General features: G+C 71.4%; 14 protein-coding genes. 11 read left to right on the top strand and 3 right to left on the bottom strand.

The genetic code is table 11. The features are described from left to right. Positions 1–68: 68 nt before the first annotated feature. The 7 genes from ITX44_RS04520 to ITX44_RS04490 all read left to right on the top strand — a co-directional run bounded on the left by ITX44_RS04520 (position 69) and on the right by ITX44_RS04490 (position 7,560). Entirely contained in the window at positions 69–1,082 is a 1,014-nt protein-coding gene (locus tag ITX44_RS04520) for a glycosyltransferase family 9 protein (protein ID WP_205355666.1), read from the top strand. Next, a complete protein-coding gene (locus ITX44_RS04515; protein ID WP_205355665.1) occupies positions 1,079–2,164 on the top strand; it encodes a GNAT family N-acetyltransferase in 1,086 nt (361 codons plus the stop codon). Before ITX44_RS04520 ends, ITX44_RS04515 begins: the two co-directional genes overlap by 4 nt. Before the next feature lie 30 nt (positions 2,165–2,194). Further along, positions 2,195–3,442, top strand: a complete 1,248-nt coding sequence (locus tag ITX44_RS04510) for a DegT/DnrJ/EryC1/StrS family aminotransferase (protein ID WP_205355664.1) — start codon at positions 2,195–2,197, stop codon at positions 3,440–3,442. Positions 3,443–3,479: 37 nt separating this feature from the next. Beyond that, complete coding sequence (locus ITX44_RS04505) at positions 3,480–4,475, top strand: GNAT family N-acetyltransferase (protein ID WP_205355663.1); 996 nt, start codon at positions 3,480–3,482, stop codon at positions 4,473–4,475. Positions 4,476–4,554: 79 nt separating this feature from the next. Continuing rightward, the gene (locus ITX44_RS04500; RefSeq protein ID WP_205355662.1) at positions 4,555–5,994 is read left to right on the top strand and encodes a GMC oxidoreductase; all 1,440 of its coding nucleotides are present in this window, start codon (positions 4,555–4,557) and stop codon (positions 5,992–5,994) included. A 109-nt stretch (positions 5,995–6,103) separates the two neighbouring features. Beyond that, positions 6,104–6,970 (top strand): sugar phosphate isomerase/epimerase family protein, encoded by an 867-nt coding sequence (locus tag ITX44_RS04495; RefSeq protein ID WP_205355661.1) that lies wholly within the window; start codon positions 6,104–6,106, stop codon positions 6,968–6,970. Beyond that, positions 6,967–7,560 (top strand): D-glycero-alpha-D-manno-heptose-1,7-bisphosphate 7-phosphatase, encoded by a 594-nt coding sequence (locus ITX44_RS04490; protein WP_205355660.1) that lies wholly within the window; start codon positions 6,967–6,969, stop codon positions 7,558–7,560. The genes ITX44_RS04495 and ITX44_RS04490 overlap by 4 nt, the downstream gene beginning before the upstream one ends. A 68-nt stretch (positions 7,561–7,628) precedes the next feature. Here ITX44_RS04490 and ITX44_RS04485 read toward each other — a convergent pair whose 3' ends face one another. Then, positions 7,629–9,290, bottom strand: coding sequence for a hypothetical protein (locus tag ITX44_RS04485; RefSeq protein ID WP_205355659.1), 1,662 nt, complete (start codon positions 9,288–9,290; stop codon positions 7,629–7,631). 217 nt (positions 9,291–9,507) lie between these two features. After that, positions 9,508–11,181, bottom strand: a complete 1,674-nt coding sequence (locus ITX44_RS04480; protein ID WP_205355658.1) for an NHL repeat-containing protein — start codon at positions 11,179–11,181, stop codon at positions 9,508–9,510. A 266-nt stretch (positions 11,182–11,447) separates the two neighbouring features. Here ITX44_RS04480 and ITX44_RS04475 point away from each other — a divergent pair, with 266 nt between their 5' ends. Together ITX44_RS04475 and ITX44_RS04470 are read left to right on the top strand one after the other, a co-directional pair. Further along, positions 11,448–12,410 (top strand): WD40 repeat domain-containing protein, encoded by a 963-nt coding sequence (locus tag ITX44_RS04475; RefSeq protein ID WP_205355657.1) that lies wholly within the window; start codon positions 11,448–11,450, stop codon positions 12,408–12,410. Positions 12,411–12,613: 203 nt separating this feature from the next. Continuing rightward, entirely contained in the window at positions 12,614–13,654 is a 1,041-nt protein-coding gene (locus tag ITX44_RS04470; protein ID WP_205355656.1) for a polyprenyl synthetase family protein, read from the top strand. Positions 13,655–13,676: 22 nt separating this feature from the next. On the opposite strand, the gene ITX44_RS04465 is transcribed toward ITX44_RS04470, so the two are convergent. Further along, entirely contained in the window at positions 13,677–14,597 is a 921-nt protein-coding gene (locus ITX44_RS04465) for an undecaprenyl-diphosphate phosphatase (protein WP_205355655.1), read from the bottom strand. 494 nt (positions 14,598–15,091) lie between these two features. On the opposite strand from ITX44_RS04465, the gene ITX44_RS04460 reads away from it, so the two are divergent. Both ITX44_RS04460 and ITX44_RS04455 read left to right on the top strand, forming a co-directional pair. After that, positions 15,092–16,159: a glycoside hydrolase family 11 protein gene (locus tag ITX44_RS04460; RefSeq protein WP_236060018.1), complete on the top strand. Its 1,068-nt coding sequence runs from the start codon at positions 15,092–15,094 to the stop codon at positions 16,157–16,159. A 31-nt stretch (positions 16,160–16,190) separates the two neighbouring features. After that, the gene (locus ITX44_RS04455) at positions 16,191–17,261 is read left to right on the top strand and encodes a polysaccharide deacetylase family protein (RefSeq protein WP_205355654.1); all 1,071 of its coding nucleotides are present in this window, start codon (positions 16,191–16,193) and stop codon (positions 17,259–17,261) included. The last annotated feature ends 18 nt before the right edge of the window (positions 17,262–17,279 follow it).

Genomic DNA, 17,279 nt, shown 5'->3' with positions numbered 1-17,279 from the left:
GTCATTGCCGGCCTGGGCGTTGACCAGCCCCTGGACGCCGACCTGAAAGGGCGAATATGCGTACGGCAATGGTCGTGATCAACGAAGGCGTGGGCAACGGGATCATTGTGGCGCCGCTGCTGGCGGCGCTCGAGCGACGTCACCCGGAATTGCGTTACTTCATGTCGCCGAACACCGCGCTCGACACGGAATGGGTGCGCTCGGCGGTCGGCATGCGGGGCGCTTCCGGCACGTTCCCGAAACTTTGGCGACGGTTCCTGCCGGCCGACCGGAAGGCCCTGTGGGACTTCATCGACCGCAACGGCGTGGAACTGGTCGTCAACCTCAGGATGGAATTCGCCACCGAGGACGGAAACTACTTCGATTTCCGGTCCGAGGCGGCGAAAAGGGGCGTCGAGTGCTGGGATCTGCACGAAATGGGCAGCCGGCCGCAGCGGCGGCCCTTCGGTGAGCAGGCCGCCGATCTCCTGCGCGCGCACGACGTCCCCGTCGACCTGGGCCACCCGGCCTGGCTCGAGGACCGGCGACAGCCCCGTACGGGCGTGGTCGGCTGCTACGTCGGGGCCAGTGCCGCGGTCAAGCGCTGGCCGGCGGAGGACTGGTCGACGCTGATGACGGAGCTGGGCGACCGGGGGCTGACCGTCGAGGTCGCGGTCGGCCTGGCGGCGGACGAGCAGGATCTGGCGCATCGGCTGTCGGCGGAGCCGGCCGTCACCGACACGGTGTTCCTGCGCTCCCTGGAGACGCTGCGCGACTGGATCGCCGGGCTGGACGTGCTGGTCAGCAACGACACGCTGGCCGTGCACCTGGCGGCCGCGCTGGGCTGCCCGGTGGTCACGCTGTTCCTGGCGACCGACGGCAACATCTGGTCGCCGGTGGCGGCTCCCGACGTCTCGCGCGCGGTGCAGAGCGCCATCGCGCTGTCCTGCTCCTACATGAAGCCCAACGGCACCTGCCGGCGCTACTACTCCGGCTGTCCGGCGCCGTGCGCGGCCGGCGTGCGCCCCGCGGACGTACTGATCGAACTGGACCAGCTGGCATGGAGCATGCGGCGGGCCCATCACCAGGAGGTGGTCAAATGACCCGGCGGCGCGCGATCGCGGTGCTCGGTGGCCGGCCCGGCAATGCCGGCACCGACGCCCTGCGGCTGGCGGAGCTGATCGGCGAGGAACTCGCCAGGCGTGGCTACGGCGTGATCAGCGGCGGCGAGGGCGGCGTGGCGGCCGCGGTCAACAAGGGCTGCCAGGCGGTCGGCGGCGACACCCTCGCGCTGCTGAAGTGGAACCGGCTGTCCGACGCCGAGGACGGGACCACCTGGGCCCTGCCCACCTCGATGGACCTGGCCCGGAGCAACATCCTCAACTGGTGCGGCGACGGCATGATCGCGTTCGAGGGGCGCTACGGCACGCTCACCGAGATCGGTCTCGCCCTGGACACCGGACGCCCGCTGCTGGTCCTGGGCAACCACCCGTTCCTCACCGCCGAGGCGCTCGCGGCGCCCACCTGCCGCGTCGTACCGGACCCGCGGCCGGAGGACGCCGCCGGACTGGTCGACCTGCTGGAAGCGCTGATCGCGGACGGCGAGCAGGTGTCGGTACGGCCCGGTGCCGCCGTCGTCGAGGACGACCAGGTCGACGAGAGCGGGATCGGCCTGCGCCGCGCGATACCGGGCGACCTCGAGCTCTTCCGCCGGGCGTTCGGCGACGCCGACGTGCGGGCGTGGCGAGCGCTGGAACCGACCGACGGGGTGCTCAGCCGATTCCAGCACGAACGCTGCCTGGTGGTGCTCGAGCGGGAGCGTCCGGTCGGCTTCCTGGAGTACCGCACCGATGCCGACCCGGACTTCGACCACATCCAGCTCGACGCGGTGGCGGTGGCCGACGCGGCCGACCGGGGCCGGTCGATCGGGACACGGGCGCTGCGGCTGTTCGCCGAGTCGGTCTTCGCCGCCGGCCGGCACCGCATCACCGTGGCGCCCAATGCCGGCAACGGGGCCGCCGTGCGGTGCCTGACGAAGGTGGGTTTCCAGCAGGTCGGCCTGATGCGGGCGTACGAACGCCACGGCGACACGTGGCGGGACGCGCTCCTGATGGATCTGGTCCCGGGCGACCTGGCCGGCCGGGTGTCCGCATCCCCGCCCGCGACCGCCGGCCGGCACGGATAACACGACAGAATCGTAGATAAGGAGTCCGCCATGGCCGGACCTGGAGTTTCCCGCATCGGCCCGGAAGAGGAGGCCGAGCTGCTCGACGTCATACGTGAGCGCGAGCTGAGCCGGTACCGCTTCGACAACCACGACGGGGCCGCGCAGCCGTCGAAGGTCGCCCGCTTCGAGCAGGAGTTCCGCGCCCTGACCGGCGCACGCCACTGCCTGGGCATGAACAGCTGCACCAGTGCTTTGTTCGCCGGTCTGCTCGCCGCGGGGATCGGCCCGGGTGACGAGGTGATCGTGCCCGGCTACACCTTCATCGCCTCGATCGCCGCGGTCGTGCACACCGGGGCCGAGCCGGTGCTCGCCGAGATCGACGAGAGCCTGCTGATCGATCCTGCGGACGTGGCCGCGAAGATCACCCCGCGTACGAAGGCGGTGATCGCCGTGCACATGCTCGGTGCGCCGTGCGATCTCGACGCCCTCGAGGCCGTCACCCGTGAGCACGGGCTGCTGCTCGTGGAGGACTGCGCGCAGGCCGGCGGCGGCACGTACCACGGCCGGCACCTGGGGACGGTCGGCGGGTTCGGCGCGTTCAGCCTCAACGTCTTCAAGACCTTCACGGCCGGCGACGGCGGTGTGCTGCTCACCGACGACAAGGAGCTGTACGAGACGGCGTTCGCGCTGCACGACCACGGCGCCGCGCCGTTGCGGCTGGGCGTCACCGACGGGCCGCCGCTGTTCGGCCTGAATCTGCGGATGCACGAGCTGACCGGCGCGGTCGCGCTCGCCCAGGTGCGCAAGGTGCCGGACACCCTGCGCACGCTGCGGGCCAACCGGGACAAGCTCGCGGCCGCGATCGGCGAGCTGCCCGGGGTGACGCCCCGCACACTGCACGACCCGGACGGCGACTGCGCCACGGTGCTCGCGTACACCTTCGCGGACCCGGCCCTGGCCGCCGAGGTGGCGACCCGGCTGGGCACGATCACCCTGAGCCAGTCGGGCAAGCACAATTACGTCAACATGCCGCAGCTGCGGCCGGATCAGGCGGCGTCGACGGCGTCCGAGCGGCGCCGGCCGGACCGCGCGGTCCTGCGTCCGTCCTACCCGCCGGTCAGCCTGCCGCGCACGGACGACCTGCTCAGCCGCACCATCGCGTTGAGCGTCGGGGTGGTCGACTCCTACCTCGGCAGCGCGGTGGGCATCGACGTGGACGCCGACGCCGAGGCGATCGAGGCAGCGGCACGGCTGTTCCGCACCACTGTCGAGGACGCGGCCAAGGCAGCGTCATGAGCGCCGCACCGGGGTCGCGGCCGAGGGAGCGGACCGCATGACTGCGGTCGCGTTCGAGTACGGCGCACGGGCCGCGACGGATTTCCTGGACGCGCACCGGCTCTCGGCGCGGACGCCGTTCCAGACGCGCGGTTGGTGGCGGGCCTGGATTCGTGAGGCGGCCGACGCCGAGGGCGCGACCCCGGTGCTGGTCCACCTGACCCGTACCGACCGGCCCACCGTGGTGGTCGGCCTGCAGTTGCACCAGGACGGCGGTACGGCGGTGCTGCGCCCGCTGTCCTGGCCGTGGGCCGACTACCACGAGGTCGCGGAGGTGGGCGACGCGTCGCCCACCGGGCCCGGGCCCGACATCGAGGGGCTGGCCGAGGCGATCGGCCGGTGTCAGCGGGAGTTCGGCGCCCGCCTGGAGCTGAGCAACCTGGTGGCCGAGGGACCGCTGGTGCGCGCCGTGTCCGAGCTGGGCGCGGCGCCCCAGCCGTCGGAGACGGTGTTCCGGCTCGACCTCACCGACCCCGAGGTCGTCCAACGGGTCAGCGAACGGCGCGACATGCGGCGAAAGCGCCGCCGGATCGAACGGCTCGGCACGCTGCGGCTGACCTGCGCGGACACCTCGGAGGGGATCGCCGCCCGCCTGCCGGCGTTCATCGCCCTGCACAACCAGCAGTGGGGTGACCGGCCCGACGCGGTGGCGCCGTTCGACGGCGGAGTGATCGACCGGACGTACGCGGCCGTCGCCGCCGAGCCGTCCAGCGCCGCGCGGCTGCACGAGCTGTGGCTGGACGACACCCTGCTCGCCGGGTGGTTCGGTTTCCGGCACGACCGCACCTACTACGCCTACCGCGCGGCCTACAACATGAGCCACGGCCGTGACTCGCCGGGGCACCTGCTGATCGCCGCGATGGCCACCGAACTCGTCGGCCAGGGAACGGACACCTTCGACCTGACCCGCGGTGACTACGCCTACAAGCTCGAACTGCCCAGCAGCAGCGCGCTCACCATGGCGGCGAGCCTGGAGCAGCCGTGCCGGGTGTGACGGGGTGACGCACCGCCCGAGCGGTCGCCTCGCCGCCCGATGACAGCACTCGGACTACCAACACAACTGTGGGGTGTTCATGGGAACGTCGGTCGACGTGGAAACACTCGTCATCGGCGCAGGAATGGCCGGTCTCGCGACGGCGGCGGAAATCGGCCGGCGGGACGGGGGGTCGGTGGCCGTTCTGGAGGCCGGGCCCGACCGGGGCCGCGCACACATCCAGAACCAGTATTCCCCGGCCGAAGCGCTACGGCTCTGGCTGCGTCCGGACACCGACCCGGACTTCCGCCGTCCGTACGAGAGCGCCGGCGGGGTCTACCGCGACCTGGCCGGCCTGCGGCGCCGGGTCGGCGGCCGCTCGCTCTACTGGGGCGGCGTACTGCTGCCCGTCGAGCGGTGGGCCCTGTCCGAGGAGTGGCCGGACGCGGTGGTCAAGGAACTGACCGAGACGTGGGACGGGGGCCCGTCGCTGTACGAGCGGGTCGTCGACGACGTGGTCGCCTGGGGCGCCGAGGCTCCCGGAGCCGCCGGGCTGACCGTCGGGGAACTGGAGTTCGGGCGTACGCCGCACGCCACCCGCACCGAACCCGGCGGCGGGTGGAGCGCGTTCAGTCCGCTGGCGTGGTGGGACGACGACGGCGACCCGAGGGTGCGGCGCGTGCCGATCCTGGCCGGCCACGACGTCCTGGCGGTCCGTGTGGAGCGCGGCAGGGTGACCGGCGTGCTGGTCCGCGCCGAGGACGGCGAACTGCGCGATCTGCGAGCCAAGCGGGTGGTGCTGGCCGCCGGTACGGTCGTGAACAGCCGGCTGGCGATCCAGGCGCTGGCCGGCTCGGGCGCCGACGCGCCGCGTGAGCTGCCAGGCCTCGTGGACAAGATCTCGCAAGGGTTCAACGTCGCCGTCGCCGATGCCGAACGGCTTCCCGATGCGGTCCGGGCCGCTGCTCGTGAGGGGCACATCTACCATCGCACCGGCACCGCCGGCACCCGGTCCAACCAGTTCGTGCGCTTCACCGAAGGCGCCGACGGCACGGTCGGCCTGGACAGCTGGACCATGGGCGAGCAGCGCCGCGGCCCGCACGGCCGGGTGCGGTGCGAGGGCGGCGACGAATGGCCCTGGCCGACCACCGTGCACGCCCGGCTCGAAGCGGCCGACGAGGAGGTACGCGCCGCGCAGCAGCACCTGCTCGGCGAACTGTGGGCCGAAACGGCGCAACTGCTCGGGGTCCCGGCCGACTCGCTCGAGTTCTCGGCGGAGCACGGTTCGCCCGACCTGGCCGACCGGCTGACCGCGGCCCGCACACCGACGCCACGTACGTACAGCTTCCCGCTCGGTTCCGAGCAGCACGAGGGCGGCACGCTGGCCTTCGGTGAAGTCCTCGACCAGGACCACCAGTTCACCGCCATAGCGGGCTTGTACGCGTGCGGGCCGTCGGTGATGCCGCGCACGGGAGCGGCGAACCCGTCGATGACGACGCTCGCGCTCGGCAAGCGGCTCGGAGCGATCCTCGCCGGGTGACCTTCGCCGGGCGATCCTCGCCGGGTGACCGGCGCGTCACAGGCAGGCGACAGGCACCGGCAGCGCCGATCAGAGAGCAGCAAGCAGAGAGGAAATCACGTTGCAAGGAATGTCGATCGCGGTTTCCGGCACCGAATTCACGGACGCCGACGGCGTGGACGACCTGATCGAAATGGCCGGGTCCGCCCAATGCGACGCGGTGGAATTCTGGTATCCGAAGAACGCCGCGCGGGACGGTGTCGACACCGCGCTGCGCGAGCTGGACCGCGCCGGGCTGCGAACAGCCTGCGTATCGACCCCCAGCACGCTCTACGGCGCCGGCCGCGTGGAGGGCGTCGCGCTGCTCCACGAGGCGATCACGCTGGCGGCCCGGACCGGCTGCGACCGGGTGAACACCTACTTCGGCCACGCGCCGGTGGTCGATGACCACCATGCCGTCGCGGCGTACGCCGACGCGCTGGCACCGGTCCTCGACCACGCCGCGGCCGAGGAGGTCGTCGTCGTGCTGGAGAACGAGTTCGACGCGTTCGGCTGGGACCCGGCCGGGTCCGACGTCAGCAGGCGGCCGGAAGCGCTGGCGGCACTGCTCGAGCGGGTCGACTCGCCCTGGTTCGGCCTGAACTTCGACGCCGCGAACTTCCTGTGCGCTTCGGTATCCCCGGACCGCGACGCGCTGCCGCTGCTCCTGCCGTGGGTGCGCTACGCCCACGTGAAGGACGTACGCCGGGCGCCGGCGGACACCCCGGCCGACGGCTGGACCCGGTACACCGATCACGGCAGGGCGTACGACACGGCGCCGCTCGGCGCCGGGGAACTGAACTGGCCGGCGATCGTGGAAAGCCTGGCCACCGCGGGCTACGACGGGTACCTCACGCTCGAACCGCACTGCGCGCGGTCGATTCTCCTGGCCGAGACGTCCGCGGCGGCCGGCTACCTGCGCAATGTGCTCAAGGTCCACGCCCCGTCGCACGCGTGAACCTGCCCAGGAACGACCCGGCGCGCACCGGCACCCTTCGGCGGCCGGCGGTGTTCCTCGACCGCGACGGCACCCTCACCGAACCGCGGCACTACCCGTCCCGCCCCGAGGACCTGGTGCTCCAGGCGGGCGTCGGGCCGCCGCTGCGCGCCCTTCAGCAGGCCGGTTTCGCTCTGGTCGTGGTCACCAACCAGAGCGGACTGGCCCGCGGCCTGTTCGACGAGGCGGCCGTTCCACCGATGCACCGGCGCCTGCGCGAACTCCTGGCCCCTCACCGGGTCCGGCTGGACGGGATCTATCTGTGCCCGCACCATCCGGGCGGTGTCGTGCCCCGGCTCTCCGTCGTCTGTTCGTGCCGCAAGCCGGCCCCGGGAATGCTCCACCAGGCCGCCGGCGACCTGGACCGCGACCTGTCCTCCTCGTGGATGGTCGGCGACTCCGCCGGCGACATCGAGGCCGGCCACCGCGCCGGCACCCGCACCGCCCTCGTCGCCCCGCAGCCCCTCCCCGGTGTGGCACCCACCCTGTACCGGGCCACGACCGCCGAGGCGCTCACCGCCATCGCGGCCCGCGAGATCCCGCCTGCCTGACCGGAGTCGCCGTTGTCGGCGGGCGTGGTTGTGGGGCCCGCTCCCGCCGACTCGCGTTTCGCGTTACGTCAGCGGGTGCTGCCGGGGGTGAAGGAGACACCGCGCAGGACGTCGCCCGCGGCGGCGGTCTTCAGGGTGGTGTACTTCTCACCGGCGGGCAGGCTGGTGGCCGCGACGTTGTCGGTGATGGAGACCAGCTTGTTCGGGTCGGCCCCGTAGTCGGACACGCCGCCGACCGCGGTGGTCACACCGTAGAGGGACACCGTGCCATCGGAGTTGACCTTGCCGGTGAAGTTGCGGATGCCGTCGACCGCCGGGGTCCACGGGGTGCCGGTGACCGGGTTGGTGCCGGTGGGCAGGCCGGGGACGGTGTAGGGCACGCCGAGGCCGAGGCCCGCGTTGAGGGTGTAGTCGTAGGTCCAGGTGCCGTTGACCAGCGACCACTTCTGGATGCCGGCGAGGTTCTGGGCCGCGGCGGCGGTGAAACTGCCGTTGCTGTAGGTGTCGGTGCCGTTGCCGGAGTCGCCGACGTAGATCGTGGTCGGGTTGGCGAACCAGATCGCGCCGAAGTCGGCGGTGTTGCTCGACGCGCCGGTGTCCGGGGTCTTGATCGACTTGGCCGGCGCGGTCGGGAACCCGGCCAGGACGCACATGTTGTCGGCCGGCTGACCGGTCTCGGCGTCGTACGTGTCGGCCGCGGTCGGCAGCGGCGCGCCGGGCACGGGGGTGCCGACGCCGCTCGGGCAGGCGGTGCCGGTGGTGTCGACGAAGTAGACGGTGTCGACGCCGTTGCTGCCGGAGCCCTTGGTGTAGTAGAGCACCCCGTCGTGGAGCGCGACGGAGGCGAAGTTCGTGTCCTTGCCGAGCTTGTCCGCCTTGGTGACACCGGGCAGCTGGGTCACGCTGAAGCCGCCGACCGGGGTCGGCTGACCCGGGTTCTGCGCCTGCTCGGGCGTGTGGGCCGGGGTGACCAGTTGCGCGCCCGTGCCGTAGATCGTGCCCGGGACGGAGGTGCCGGAGCCGTTGTTGGAGTTTCCGGCGGTGTAGTACGTGCCGGTGGCGTCGTCGAGGATCGCCGCGCGGCCGTTGTCACCGCTGTAGGCGTTGGTCTCGGTGACGTGGAACTTGCCGTTGGCGTCGAGCTCGCCGACCGCGCGGTAGACGGACTGGGCGTCCGGGTTGGTCGGGTCCACCACGCCGGGGGTGTTGCCGTTGGACGCGTCGAGCGTGTTCGCCGGGGTGACGTAGCCCATGAGGGTGACCGCGTCGCCGCCGGTGGACAGGTTGAGCGCCAGCTCCGACTTCGAGGAGAAGCTGCCCATCAGCAGGTCGTGCCCGCGGCTGGCGGCGCTCGGGGTGCCGTCGGGGGCGGTGATCGAGTCGACCGTGGTGCCCGACGGAGTGATCTGGTCGAGGTGGATCGGCGCGGTGACCCCGAAGTTCTCGTCGACCGAGACGTTGTCCCAGACGTGCGCGAACGAGCCGTCCGCGACGGCGACGGCGCCGGTCGGCAGCACGGTGACGCCGGGCGTGATCATGGAAGCGGTGCCGGTGTAGTGCACCCGGCTCACCAGCAGGTCACCCGGGATCAGCGGGGACTTGCCCGCGGGGGCGGCCACCGCCGGGCCGCCGGACACGCTCACCATGCAGGCGCCGATCGCGATCGAGGCGGCCACCCCGAGCGCGGTGCGTCTGGCCCGGCCCGCCGGGCGGCTGGAACGGTCGAACATTCGTGGTCTCCTTCTTGCGACTGATCCGCACGTCGTGAGGATCGTCAAGGATCACACCTCGACACGTTGCCGTACGAGAAAACCGCTGGTGAACGGCAATCGAAGCTTGCACCGGGTCCCGCCCAAGTCGGGGGCGGGACCCGGTGCGCGATGCCGCTGTCCGTGAATGCCGGTGAATGCGCCGGTTGGTACGTGAGTTGAGACGTCAGTCGGTGCGTCAGCGGATGACGGTCAGGCCGTCCGTGGCGACGTTGGGGCGGCCGGCGGTGCCCTCGACCACGATCTTGACGGTGTGCGAGCCGGCCGTGCTCCAGGTGCGGGTCCACACGACCTGCCGGTCGGCGGTCCTGGAGGCGTGCAGGTCGACGGTGGTGATCTTGTGGCCGTCGACGTAGATCAGCGCCCGGCCCTGCGTGGGGCCCTTGACCGCGGTGAGGCCGACGGAGCGGCCGGTGACCGTCCACGCCAGTGCCGCGTTCCTGCCGTTGGCCGTCAGGACCTGGCCGCCGAGGTAGTCCTTGCCCTTGACGACCCGCCACGTGCCGGAGCGGTGTCCCGACCCTTCGGTGACCAGGGCCGCCGAGCGGGTCACGGACGCCGTCGCCGTATTGGTCCAGGTGTCGCGGGCGGTGAGCGACCACACCACGTTCCCGCCCGGCCGGATCGTGGTGTTCCACACCGTGGCCGTGGGTCCGAAGGTCAGCTTCGCCGGTGAGGTCGCCTGCACCTGGGCCAGCGCGTGGTTGTCGGCGGCCTTCCAGGTGAGCGCGACGGGGGCGGCGGTGGCGGTCACGGTCCCGGTCCGTACCGAGAGCGCGGGTGCGCCGGGGAAGGTGGGCCGGGTGGCGTCGTCGGCCGCCAGCAGCATCAGGCCCTGGTTGTGCGAGCCGGTATACACCCGGCCGTTCGGCGCGACGGCGATGCCCCTGTAGTAGATGAAGTTGTTGCTCTGCGCCACGACGGTGGCGTTGCGCACGGCGAACCGCGACAGGCCGCCCACCCCGTACACCGTGCCGCTCGGGGTGACCGCGAGGTTTCCGGTGCTGGTGGGTACGTGCACGATATGGCTGATCCTGCTGCCCTGGAGCGCGTACAGGTAGCTGTCGTAGACCCCCGCGCCGGGGCGGTCGGAGGTCACCCACACGGTGCCGTCCGGACCGACGGCGACGGCTTGCGGCTTGCCGTCGAGCGGCACAGTGGTCCGGGTGCCGTTCGGCGCGATGGCCAGCAGCTCCCCGCCGGTCGGCACGTTCGGATCGTCACTGGCATAGCCGGCCACGTACAGCGTGCCGTCCTTGCCGATCGCGATCCCCTCGGGGCGGGGCATGACCCGCTCGGTCGGCAGCGCCGTCGCCCCGGACCCGACGGGCAGCAGCCACCCGTCGAGGCCGCTGCTCAGGACGTCCCAGTCCTCACCGACGACATACGCGAGGTCCGCCGACCGGGCCGCCACCGCCGTGGGGTCGAACGTCGTGATGGGAATGTCGGCGGTCTGCGTGTCCCCGTTCACGGTGACGACCTTGCCCGTGTACTTCGACGCCCCGTCCCCCAGGAAGAACACGGTGCCGCCCGCCGACGAGGCGTCGATGGGATTGGTCGTGACGGTGATGGTCTTGGCCAGCTTGTTGTTCCTCACCAGCGCGACGTGCCCGGTCTTCCCGAAGATTCCGTCGGAGGTGTTGTCCTGCAGGCCGATGTATTCCGTGCCATCGGGTGTGGCCGCCACACCCGCCTCGTCGTAATAGCCCGACCCCACATCGATGGCCGCCGCCTTCAACTCCTCCGTCGCCGCGGCGGCGGGCCCCGCCGGCACGGCGAGCGTCAGCCCGGCCGCGACTGCTCCGGTGAACGCGGCGCTCAGCAGGCGTGGCGTCCTTGACGTGATAAGCATGGTTCCCCCCATGAATCTGCGCATATGCCCGCGCGTGGACCGCTCTTCCCCGATCCGCTGCCCATCCAACCGCGATTGCCGCTCCGCGGTGGACATGGGAGCAAGTTGCCGGTTCGTCCCGTTGCCCGGGCCTCGTTGCCGGTGGGGGCCTCGCCGAGGGGACGGACTCACCGGTGGTGCATACTCGCCGGGCGGACGTTCCACGCGAGCGTGAACAGGTGGGTGACCATGACATTCGAGGCGTTGCCTACGCGGTGGGAGACGCCGTGCTGAAGCCGCTCCGGGCCAGGCCGACTGTGACGATTGCCGCACCCGGGCAGTTCGCGGTGCCGGAACTGGCCCATGACAGCCGAGGCGGTGTCGTGCTGCTGTCGACCGGCGCGGGTTACGACGTGCGCCGGTGGGACGCGGGCACCGGTGAGCCGCTGTGGCATTTCCCGGGCACCGACCTGGTCTCGGCGGTCACCGTCGCCCACCCGGCCGGGCGCGGTCCCGTCGTCGCCGTGGCCACGGACATGGGGGTCGAACGCCTGGACGCCGACTCCGGCGAGGCCGTTCCGGACGAGGACATGGCCGAGGTCGACACCATCTGGGACATCACCAGCGGCCCGCTGCCCGGCGGGCAGGCGTATGTCGCCGGCGCCGGACATTGCAACGGCCTGGTCCACCACTGGGACGCGGCCACCGCACAACCCCTGGGCCCGCTGACCGGCCACGGCTACCCCGTCAAAACCATCACCTCGGCCACGCTTCCCGACGGCACCGCGCTCATCGCCTCACAGGACGAGGTCGGCGTCGTGCTGCGCTGGAACGCGGCCACCGGCCAGCCGTTCGGAAAGCCCGTCCACGGTCCCGCCGGCTACAACATGCGCATGATCGCCCTGTCCCTGCCGGACGGACGAGCCGTCCTGGCCTCCCTCGACATGAACGGCGTGCTGTCCCGCTGGGACGCGGCCACCGGGGAGGAGATCGGCACCCCTCTGGAACTCGGCGAGAACGCCACCGCGGTGACCGGAGCCTGCCTGGAGGGCGACGGGCGCCTGCTGGTCTCGACCCTCGACGGCGTCTTCCAGGTCCGCGACATCGTCACCGGCGCCGTCACCAACTCCGAGTTCCCAGGTGTGAACCCCGCCGTACTGCGGCGCCCGGACGGCTTCCTGCTGCTTGCCGTCAGCGACACGTCCCGGAGCGGAATGCGCCTCTACGACCTGTCGCCGACGTCCGCCTGACGACGTTCCCGGCGCGGACTGCGAAGGCGGCGTCCCACGGGTGGACGCGTTCGGGAGGCGTCGCGGGCGGGGGTGGGGCTCACTGGGAGGGGATTCGTGCGGGGCGTCAGCCCGTGCGTCGTCGGTCGGCCGGGGAGTCAGGACATGCAGGGAAGCGTTTCGCCGGACCGGCTCGCCGAAGCTGTGGGCAGCCGGTGATCACCATGGCCGAACCGCTGCCCGCCGGGCTGGCCGAGTGGCTGGGCGAGCTGGACCGGGGGGTCGAGGAGGAGCTGGGGCGGTGGCCGTGGGAGGCGCTGCCGGAGATGGAGCGGCTGGTCCGGACGCAGGTGGGGCGCAGGGGGAAGCGGCTGCGGCCGATGCTGATGTTCGGCGTGGTGGAGGCGTTCGGCGGGGACCCGGGGCGGATGGTGCCGGCGGCCGTCGGGATCGAGCTGCACCATCTGGCGTCGCTGGTGCTGGACGACATCCAGGACAACGCCGCCTTCCGCCGGGGCGCGCCGGCCGTGCACGTCTCGGCCGGGGTCAGCAGCACCATCAACCTCGCCGGAATCGTCCGCACCCTCGCCTACCGGCCGCTGCACCGGTCCGCCCTGGTCGGCGCGGCCGAGAAGCTGGCCGTGCGGGACCGGGCCGACGACGCGGCCGTACGGCTGTACCTCGGGCAGTCCATCGACATCGGGTGGCTCGACGGGTGGTACGAGAGCCTGGGCGCGTATCCGTACGAGCGGATGATCGCCTGGAAGACCGGTGCGCTGTTCGGCTGCGCGGCCTGGATCGCGGCCTATCTCGCCCGGGTACCGGAGGAACGGGCGGGCCTGGCCGAGTGGTTCGGCATCGAGGCGGGGGTCCTGTACCAACTGGCGGACGACTACGCGGACTTCTTCGGCACGCCCGCCGCTCCCGCCCCGATGGACGACGTGCGGGCGGGCAAGCCCACCTGGCCGCTGATCGCCCTGCACGAGACCCTGACCGGCCGCGGCGAGACCAAAGCGGCCGACGCGGTCGTCCGCCACCTGCGGGAAGGCGGCACCGCGGCGGCGGAACGGATCTCCGCGCTCGCCGACCGCATCGGCCTGGCCGTAACGCTCGGGGACGAACTGCGCGAGCGGGCGGAGCGGCTGCTCGGCGACGCCGGCCGGCTCACCGCGGGACTCGCCACGGCCGGGGATCCGACGGCCCTCAAATACGTCACCGCCCGCCTGCTGCGGGCCCGGGTGCCCGGCCTGTTCCCCGAACGGTGATCCCCGGCCCCGCCCAACCCCGTCAGTGCATGCTCAGGTACGCCAGGCTGCCGACCCCCGCCACCGCGCAGTAGATCGCGAACGGCGTCAGCGTCCGGTTCTCGAAGTAGCGGGTGAGGAAGCGGACGGCGATGTAGCCCGCGACGAAGGCGGCGACGCTGCCGGCGAGGACCTGGCCGCGGATGCCGTCGCCCTCCGAACCCATCAGCGAGGGCACCTTGAGCAGGGCCGCCGCGCCGATCACCGGGGTGGCCAGGAGGAAGGCGAACCGGGCGGAGTCCTCGTGGGACAGGCCGCGGAAGATGCCGGCCGAGATGGTGACGCCGGAGCGGCTGATGCCGGGCATGAGGGCGAGGATCTGGGCGGCGCCGATCATGGTCCCCTGGCCGTAGCTGAGTTTGGTGATCCGGCGGTCGGACAGCTCGTCGGGGCTGAGTTCCTCCTCGCCCGGCGCGGGGACGTGTCCGGCCCGGCGCCGGCCGGTGCCGCCGCGGCGCAGGAGTTCGGCGCCGTAGAGGACGAGGCCGTTCAGGGCGAGGAAGATCGCGGCGGGAACCGGCTTGCCGAGCGCGGTGCGGAACACGTGGTCCAGGGCGAGGCCGGCGATGCCGACCGGGATCGTCGCGATGATCAGCATCCAGGCGAGCTTCTCGTCCACGGTTTCGATCCGGCGCCGGCGTATGGAGCTGAACAGCCCGCCGATCACCCGCGCCCAGTCCCGGCGGAAGTACACCAGCAGGGCCAGCGCGGTGGCCAGGTGCAGGCCGATCAGCACGCTCAGATACGGCGAGTTGTCCGCGGACACGTTCAGGTCGCGTTTCCAGTGTCCGCCGAGCAGGGCCGGCAGCAGGATGCTGTGGCCGAGGCTGGAGACGGGGAACAGCTCGGTCACGCCCTGGAGCAGGCCGACGCTCACGGCCTCGGTATAGGTCAAGGTGGACATCAAGGGCCCCTGTTCGGGAGGCCGCGCGTGCCCTTGCCGCGAAGGCGCCGGGCCGCCTTCGGCGGGCTGTCTGCGAGAGATGACTACAGCGGTGTAGACGACACTACGCCTGCCCGGGTTCCTGCCTGACGCGGGGGTCGGCTCGCCCATTCCTGTCCGAAACTTTTTCGAAAATTTCGGATCGAACGATCTTGGGTTTCGAGGGCACTTTCCAGGATCTTTGACGTCACGGGCAATCAAGCGGCCGAAGTGGTGCGCTGATCAGCGCCAATGACGGCACGGGAAACAGTCCCCTGATCGCAGCTTTCGGCGAGCTTGCCGAAAGTGTTGACACTCGATGTGAGCGGTTCAACACTGGTCGCCGTCGACAGGCCCGCGGTCGCCGCGCGCACGGCGACCGGTCCAGCTCTGCCCCAGCCCGTGTCGAACGACGCTGCCGCAGAGCCGTGTTCACGCTGCCTGGCCCCCCACTCGCACCAGGAGGAAGCGCGCACATGAACGATGCACCCGCACAATCCGCACCCGCACCCCGCACCCGCGGCCGCTCCGGCCGGCTGAGCCGGTTCCGGCTGCTCCTGAGCGCCGTCTGCGCGACCGCACTGGTCGCCGTGGCGGCGCTGATCCTGCCCGGAACCGCGAACGCCGACACGGTCGTCTCGTCCAACCAGACGGGCACGAACAACGGCTACTTCTACTCGTTCTGGAGCGACGGCAACGGCTCGTCCTCCATGTCGCTCGGCTCCGGCGGCAGTTACAGCACCTCGTGGAGCAACGTCGGCAACTTCGTGGCCGGCAAGGGCTGGAGCACCGGCTCGCAGCAGAACGTGACCTACTCCGGGAGCTTCAACCCGTCCGGCAACGCCTACCTGTCGCTGTACGGCTGGACCACCAACCCGCTGGTCGAGTACTACATCGTCGACAACTGGGGCACGTACCGGCCCACCGGCACGTACAAGGGCACGGTCACCAGCGACGGCGGCACGTACGACATCTACGAGACGCAGCGCGTCAACGCCCCGTCCATCATCGGCACCGCGACCTTCAACCAGTACTGGAGCGTGCGGCAGTCCAAGCGGACCGGCGGCACCATCAGCACCGGGAACCACTTCAGCGCCTGGGCCAGCCACGGCATGAACATGGGCACCTTCAACTACCAGATCCTGGCGACCGAGGGCTACCAGAGCAGCGGCAACTCCAACATCACCATCGGATCCGGCGGCGGAGGCACGACGGGCGGCACCACCGGTGGCACCACGGGCGGTACGACCGGTGGCACGACCGGCGGTGGCGGCGGTGGAAGCTGCACCGCGACCATCTCGGCCGGCGAGCAGTGGAGCGATCGCTACAACCTCAACATCGCGGTCACCGGCTCCAGCACCTGGACCGTGACGATGAACGTCCCGTCCCCCGAGAAGATCATCGCCACCTGGAACATCAACGCCAACTGGCCCAGCGCCCAGGTCCTCACCGCCAAGCCCAACGGCAGCGGCAACAACTGGGGCGTGACCATCCAGACCAACGGCACCTGGACCTGGCCGACCGTCTCCTGCAGCGCGAGCTGACCGGCGAGCCCACGCGGAAGGAGACCTGCGCATGCGCATCACGAACCCCCGCAGCAGACCACGCCGGTCGCTGTTCTCCCTGATCACCGGGCTGGCGGTGGCCGTCACCGCGGTGGCCGCCGCGCTGGCCCTCGGCGCGGGCGCGGTGCCGTCGCAGGCCGCGACCTGCAACGGCTACGTCGGACTCACCTTCGACGACGGCCCGTCCAACGACCACACGCCCGCGATCCTCAACGCGCTCAAGCAGAACGGGCTGCGGGCCACGATGTTCAACGAGGGCCAGTACGCGGCCTCGTACCCGGCACAGGTGCAGGCGGAGATCAGCGCCGGGATGTGGGTCGGCAACCACAGCTACACCCACCCCCACCTGATCCAGGAGAGCCAGGCCCAGATCGACTCCGAGGTCTCCCGCACGCAGCAGGCGATCTCCGGCGCGGGCGGCGGCACGCCGAAGCTGTTCCGCCCCCCGTACGGCGAGACCAACGCCACGCTGAAGTCGGTCGAGGCGAAGTACGGCCTGACCGAGATCATCTGGGACGTCGACTCGCAGGACTGGAACGGCGCGACCACGGACGCGATCGTCCAGGCCAACTCCCAGCTCACCAACGGCCAGGTCATCCTCATGCACGAGTGGCCCGCCAACACGCTCGCCGCCATTCCGCGCATCGCGCAGATGCTGGCGGGCAAGGGCCTGTGCGCCGGCATGATCTCCCCGCAGACCGGCCGCGCGGTGGCCCCCACCGGCGGGGGCACCACGACCGGTGGCACGACGGGCGGCACGACAGGCGGCACCACCGGTGGTACGACCGGGGGTACGACCGGCGGCGGTGGCGGCGGAAGCTGCACCGCGACCCTGTCCGCGGGCCAGCAGTGGAGCGACCGCTACAACCTGAACGTCGCGGTCACCGGCTCCAGCACCTGGACGGTCACCATGAACGTCCCGGCGCCGGAGAAGATCATCGCCACCTGGAACATCAACGCCACCTGGCCCAGCGCCCAGGTCCTCACCGCCAAGCCCAACGGCAGCGGCAACAACTGGGGTGTCACGATCCAGACCAACGGCACCTGGACCTGGCCGACGGTCTCCTGCAGTCCGGCGTAAGCGAACGCAACGCCACAG

Source organism: Actinacidiphila acididurans (assembly GCF_016918855.1).
Taxonomy (GTDB): domain Bacteria; phylum Actinomycetota; class Actinomycetes; order Streptomycetales; family Streptomycetaceae; genus Actinacidiphila; species Actinacidiphila acididurans.
This window is presented reverse-complemented; position numbering and strand designations above follow the sequence as displayed.

Coding starts and splice junctions, on each gene's coding strand:
- ITX44_RS04510 (WP_205355664.1), top strand. CDS start 2,195: ATGGCCGGACCTGGAGTTTCCCGCATCGGCCCGGAAGAGGAGGCCGAG.
- ITX44_RS04470 (WP_205355656.1), top strand. CDS start 12,614: ATGGCCGAACCGCTGCCCGCCGGGCTGGCCGAGTGGCTGGGCGAGCTG.
- ITX44_RS04495 (WP_205355661.1), top strand. CDS start 6,104: ATGTCGATCGCGGTTTCCGGCACCGAATTCACGGACGCCGACGGCGTG.
- ITX44_RS04455 (WP_205355654.1), top strand. CDS start 16,191: ATGCGCATCACGAACCCCCGCAGCAGACCACGCCGGTCGCTGTTCTCC.
- ITX44_RS04485 (WP_205355659.1), bottom strand. CDS start 9,290: ATGTTCGACCGTTCCAGCCGCCCGGCGGGCCGGGCCAGACGCACCGCG.
- ITX44_RS04500 (WP_205355662.1), top strand. CDS start 4,555: ATGGGAACGTCGGTCGACGTGGAAACACTCGTCATCGGCGCAGGAATG.
- ITX44_RS04460 (WP_236060018.1), top strand. CDS start 15,092: ATGAACGATGCACCCGCACAATCCGCACCCGCACCCCGCACCCGCGGC.
- ITX44_RS04515 (WP_205355665.1), top strand. CDS start 1,079: ATGACCCGGCGGCGCGCGATCGCGGTGCTCGGTGGCCGGCCCGGCAAT.
- ITX44_RS04505 (WP_205355663.1), top strand. CDS start 3,480: ATGACTGCGGTCGCGTTCGAGTACGGCGCACGGGCCGCGACGGATTTC.
- ITX44_RS04465 (WP_205355655.1), bottom strand. CDS start 14,597: ATGTCCACCTTGACCTATACCGAGGCCGTGAGCGTCGGCCTGCTCCAG.
- ITX44_RS04480 (WP_205355658.1), bottom strand. CDS start 11,181: ATGCTTATCACGTCAAGGACGCCACGCCTGCTGAGCGCCGCGTTCACC.
- ITX44_RS04520 (WP_205355666.1), top strand. CDS start 69: ATGGTCGTGATCAACGAAGGCGTGGGCAACGGGATCATTGTGGCGCCG.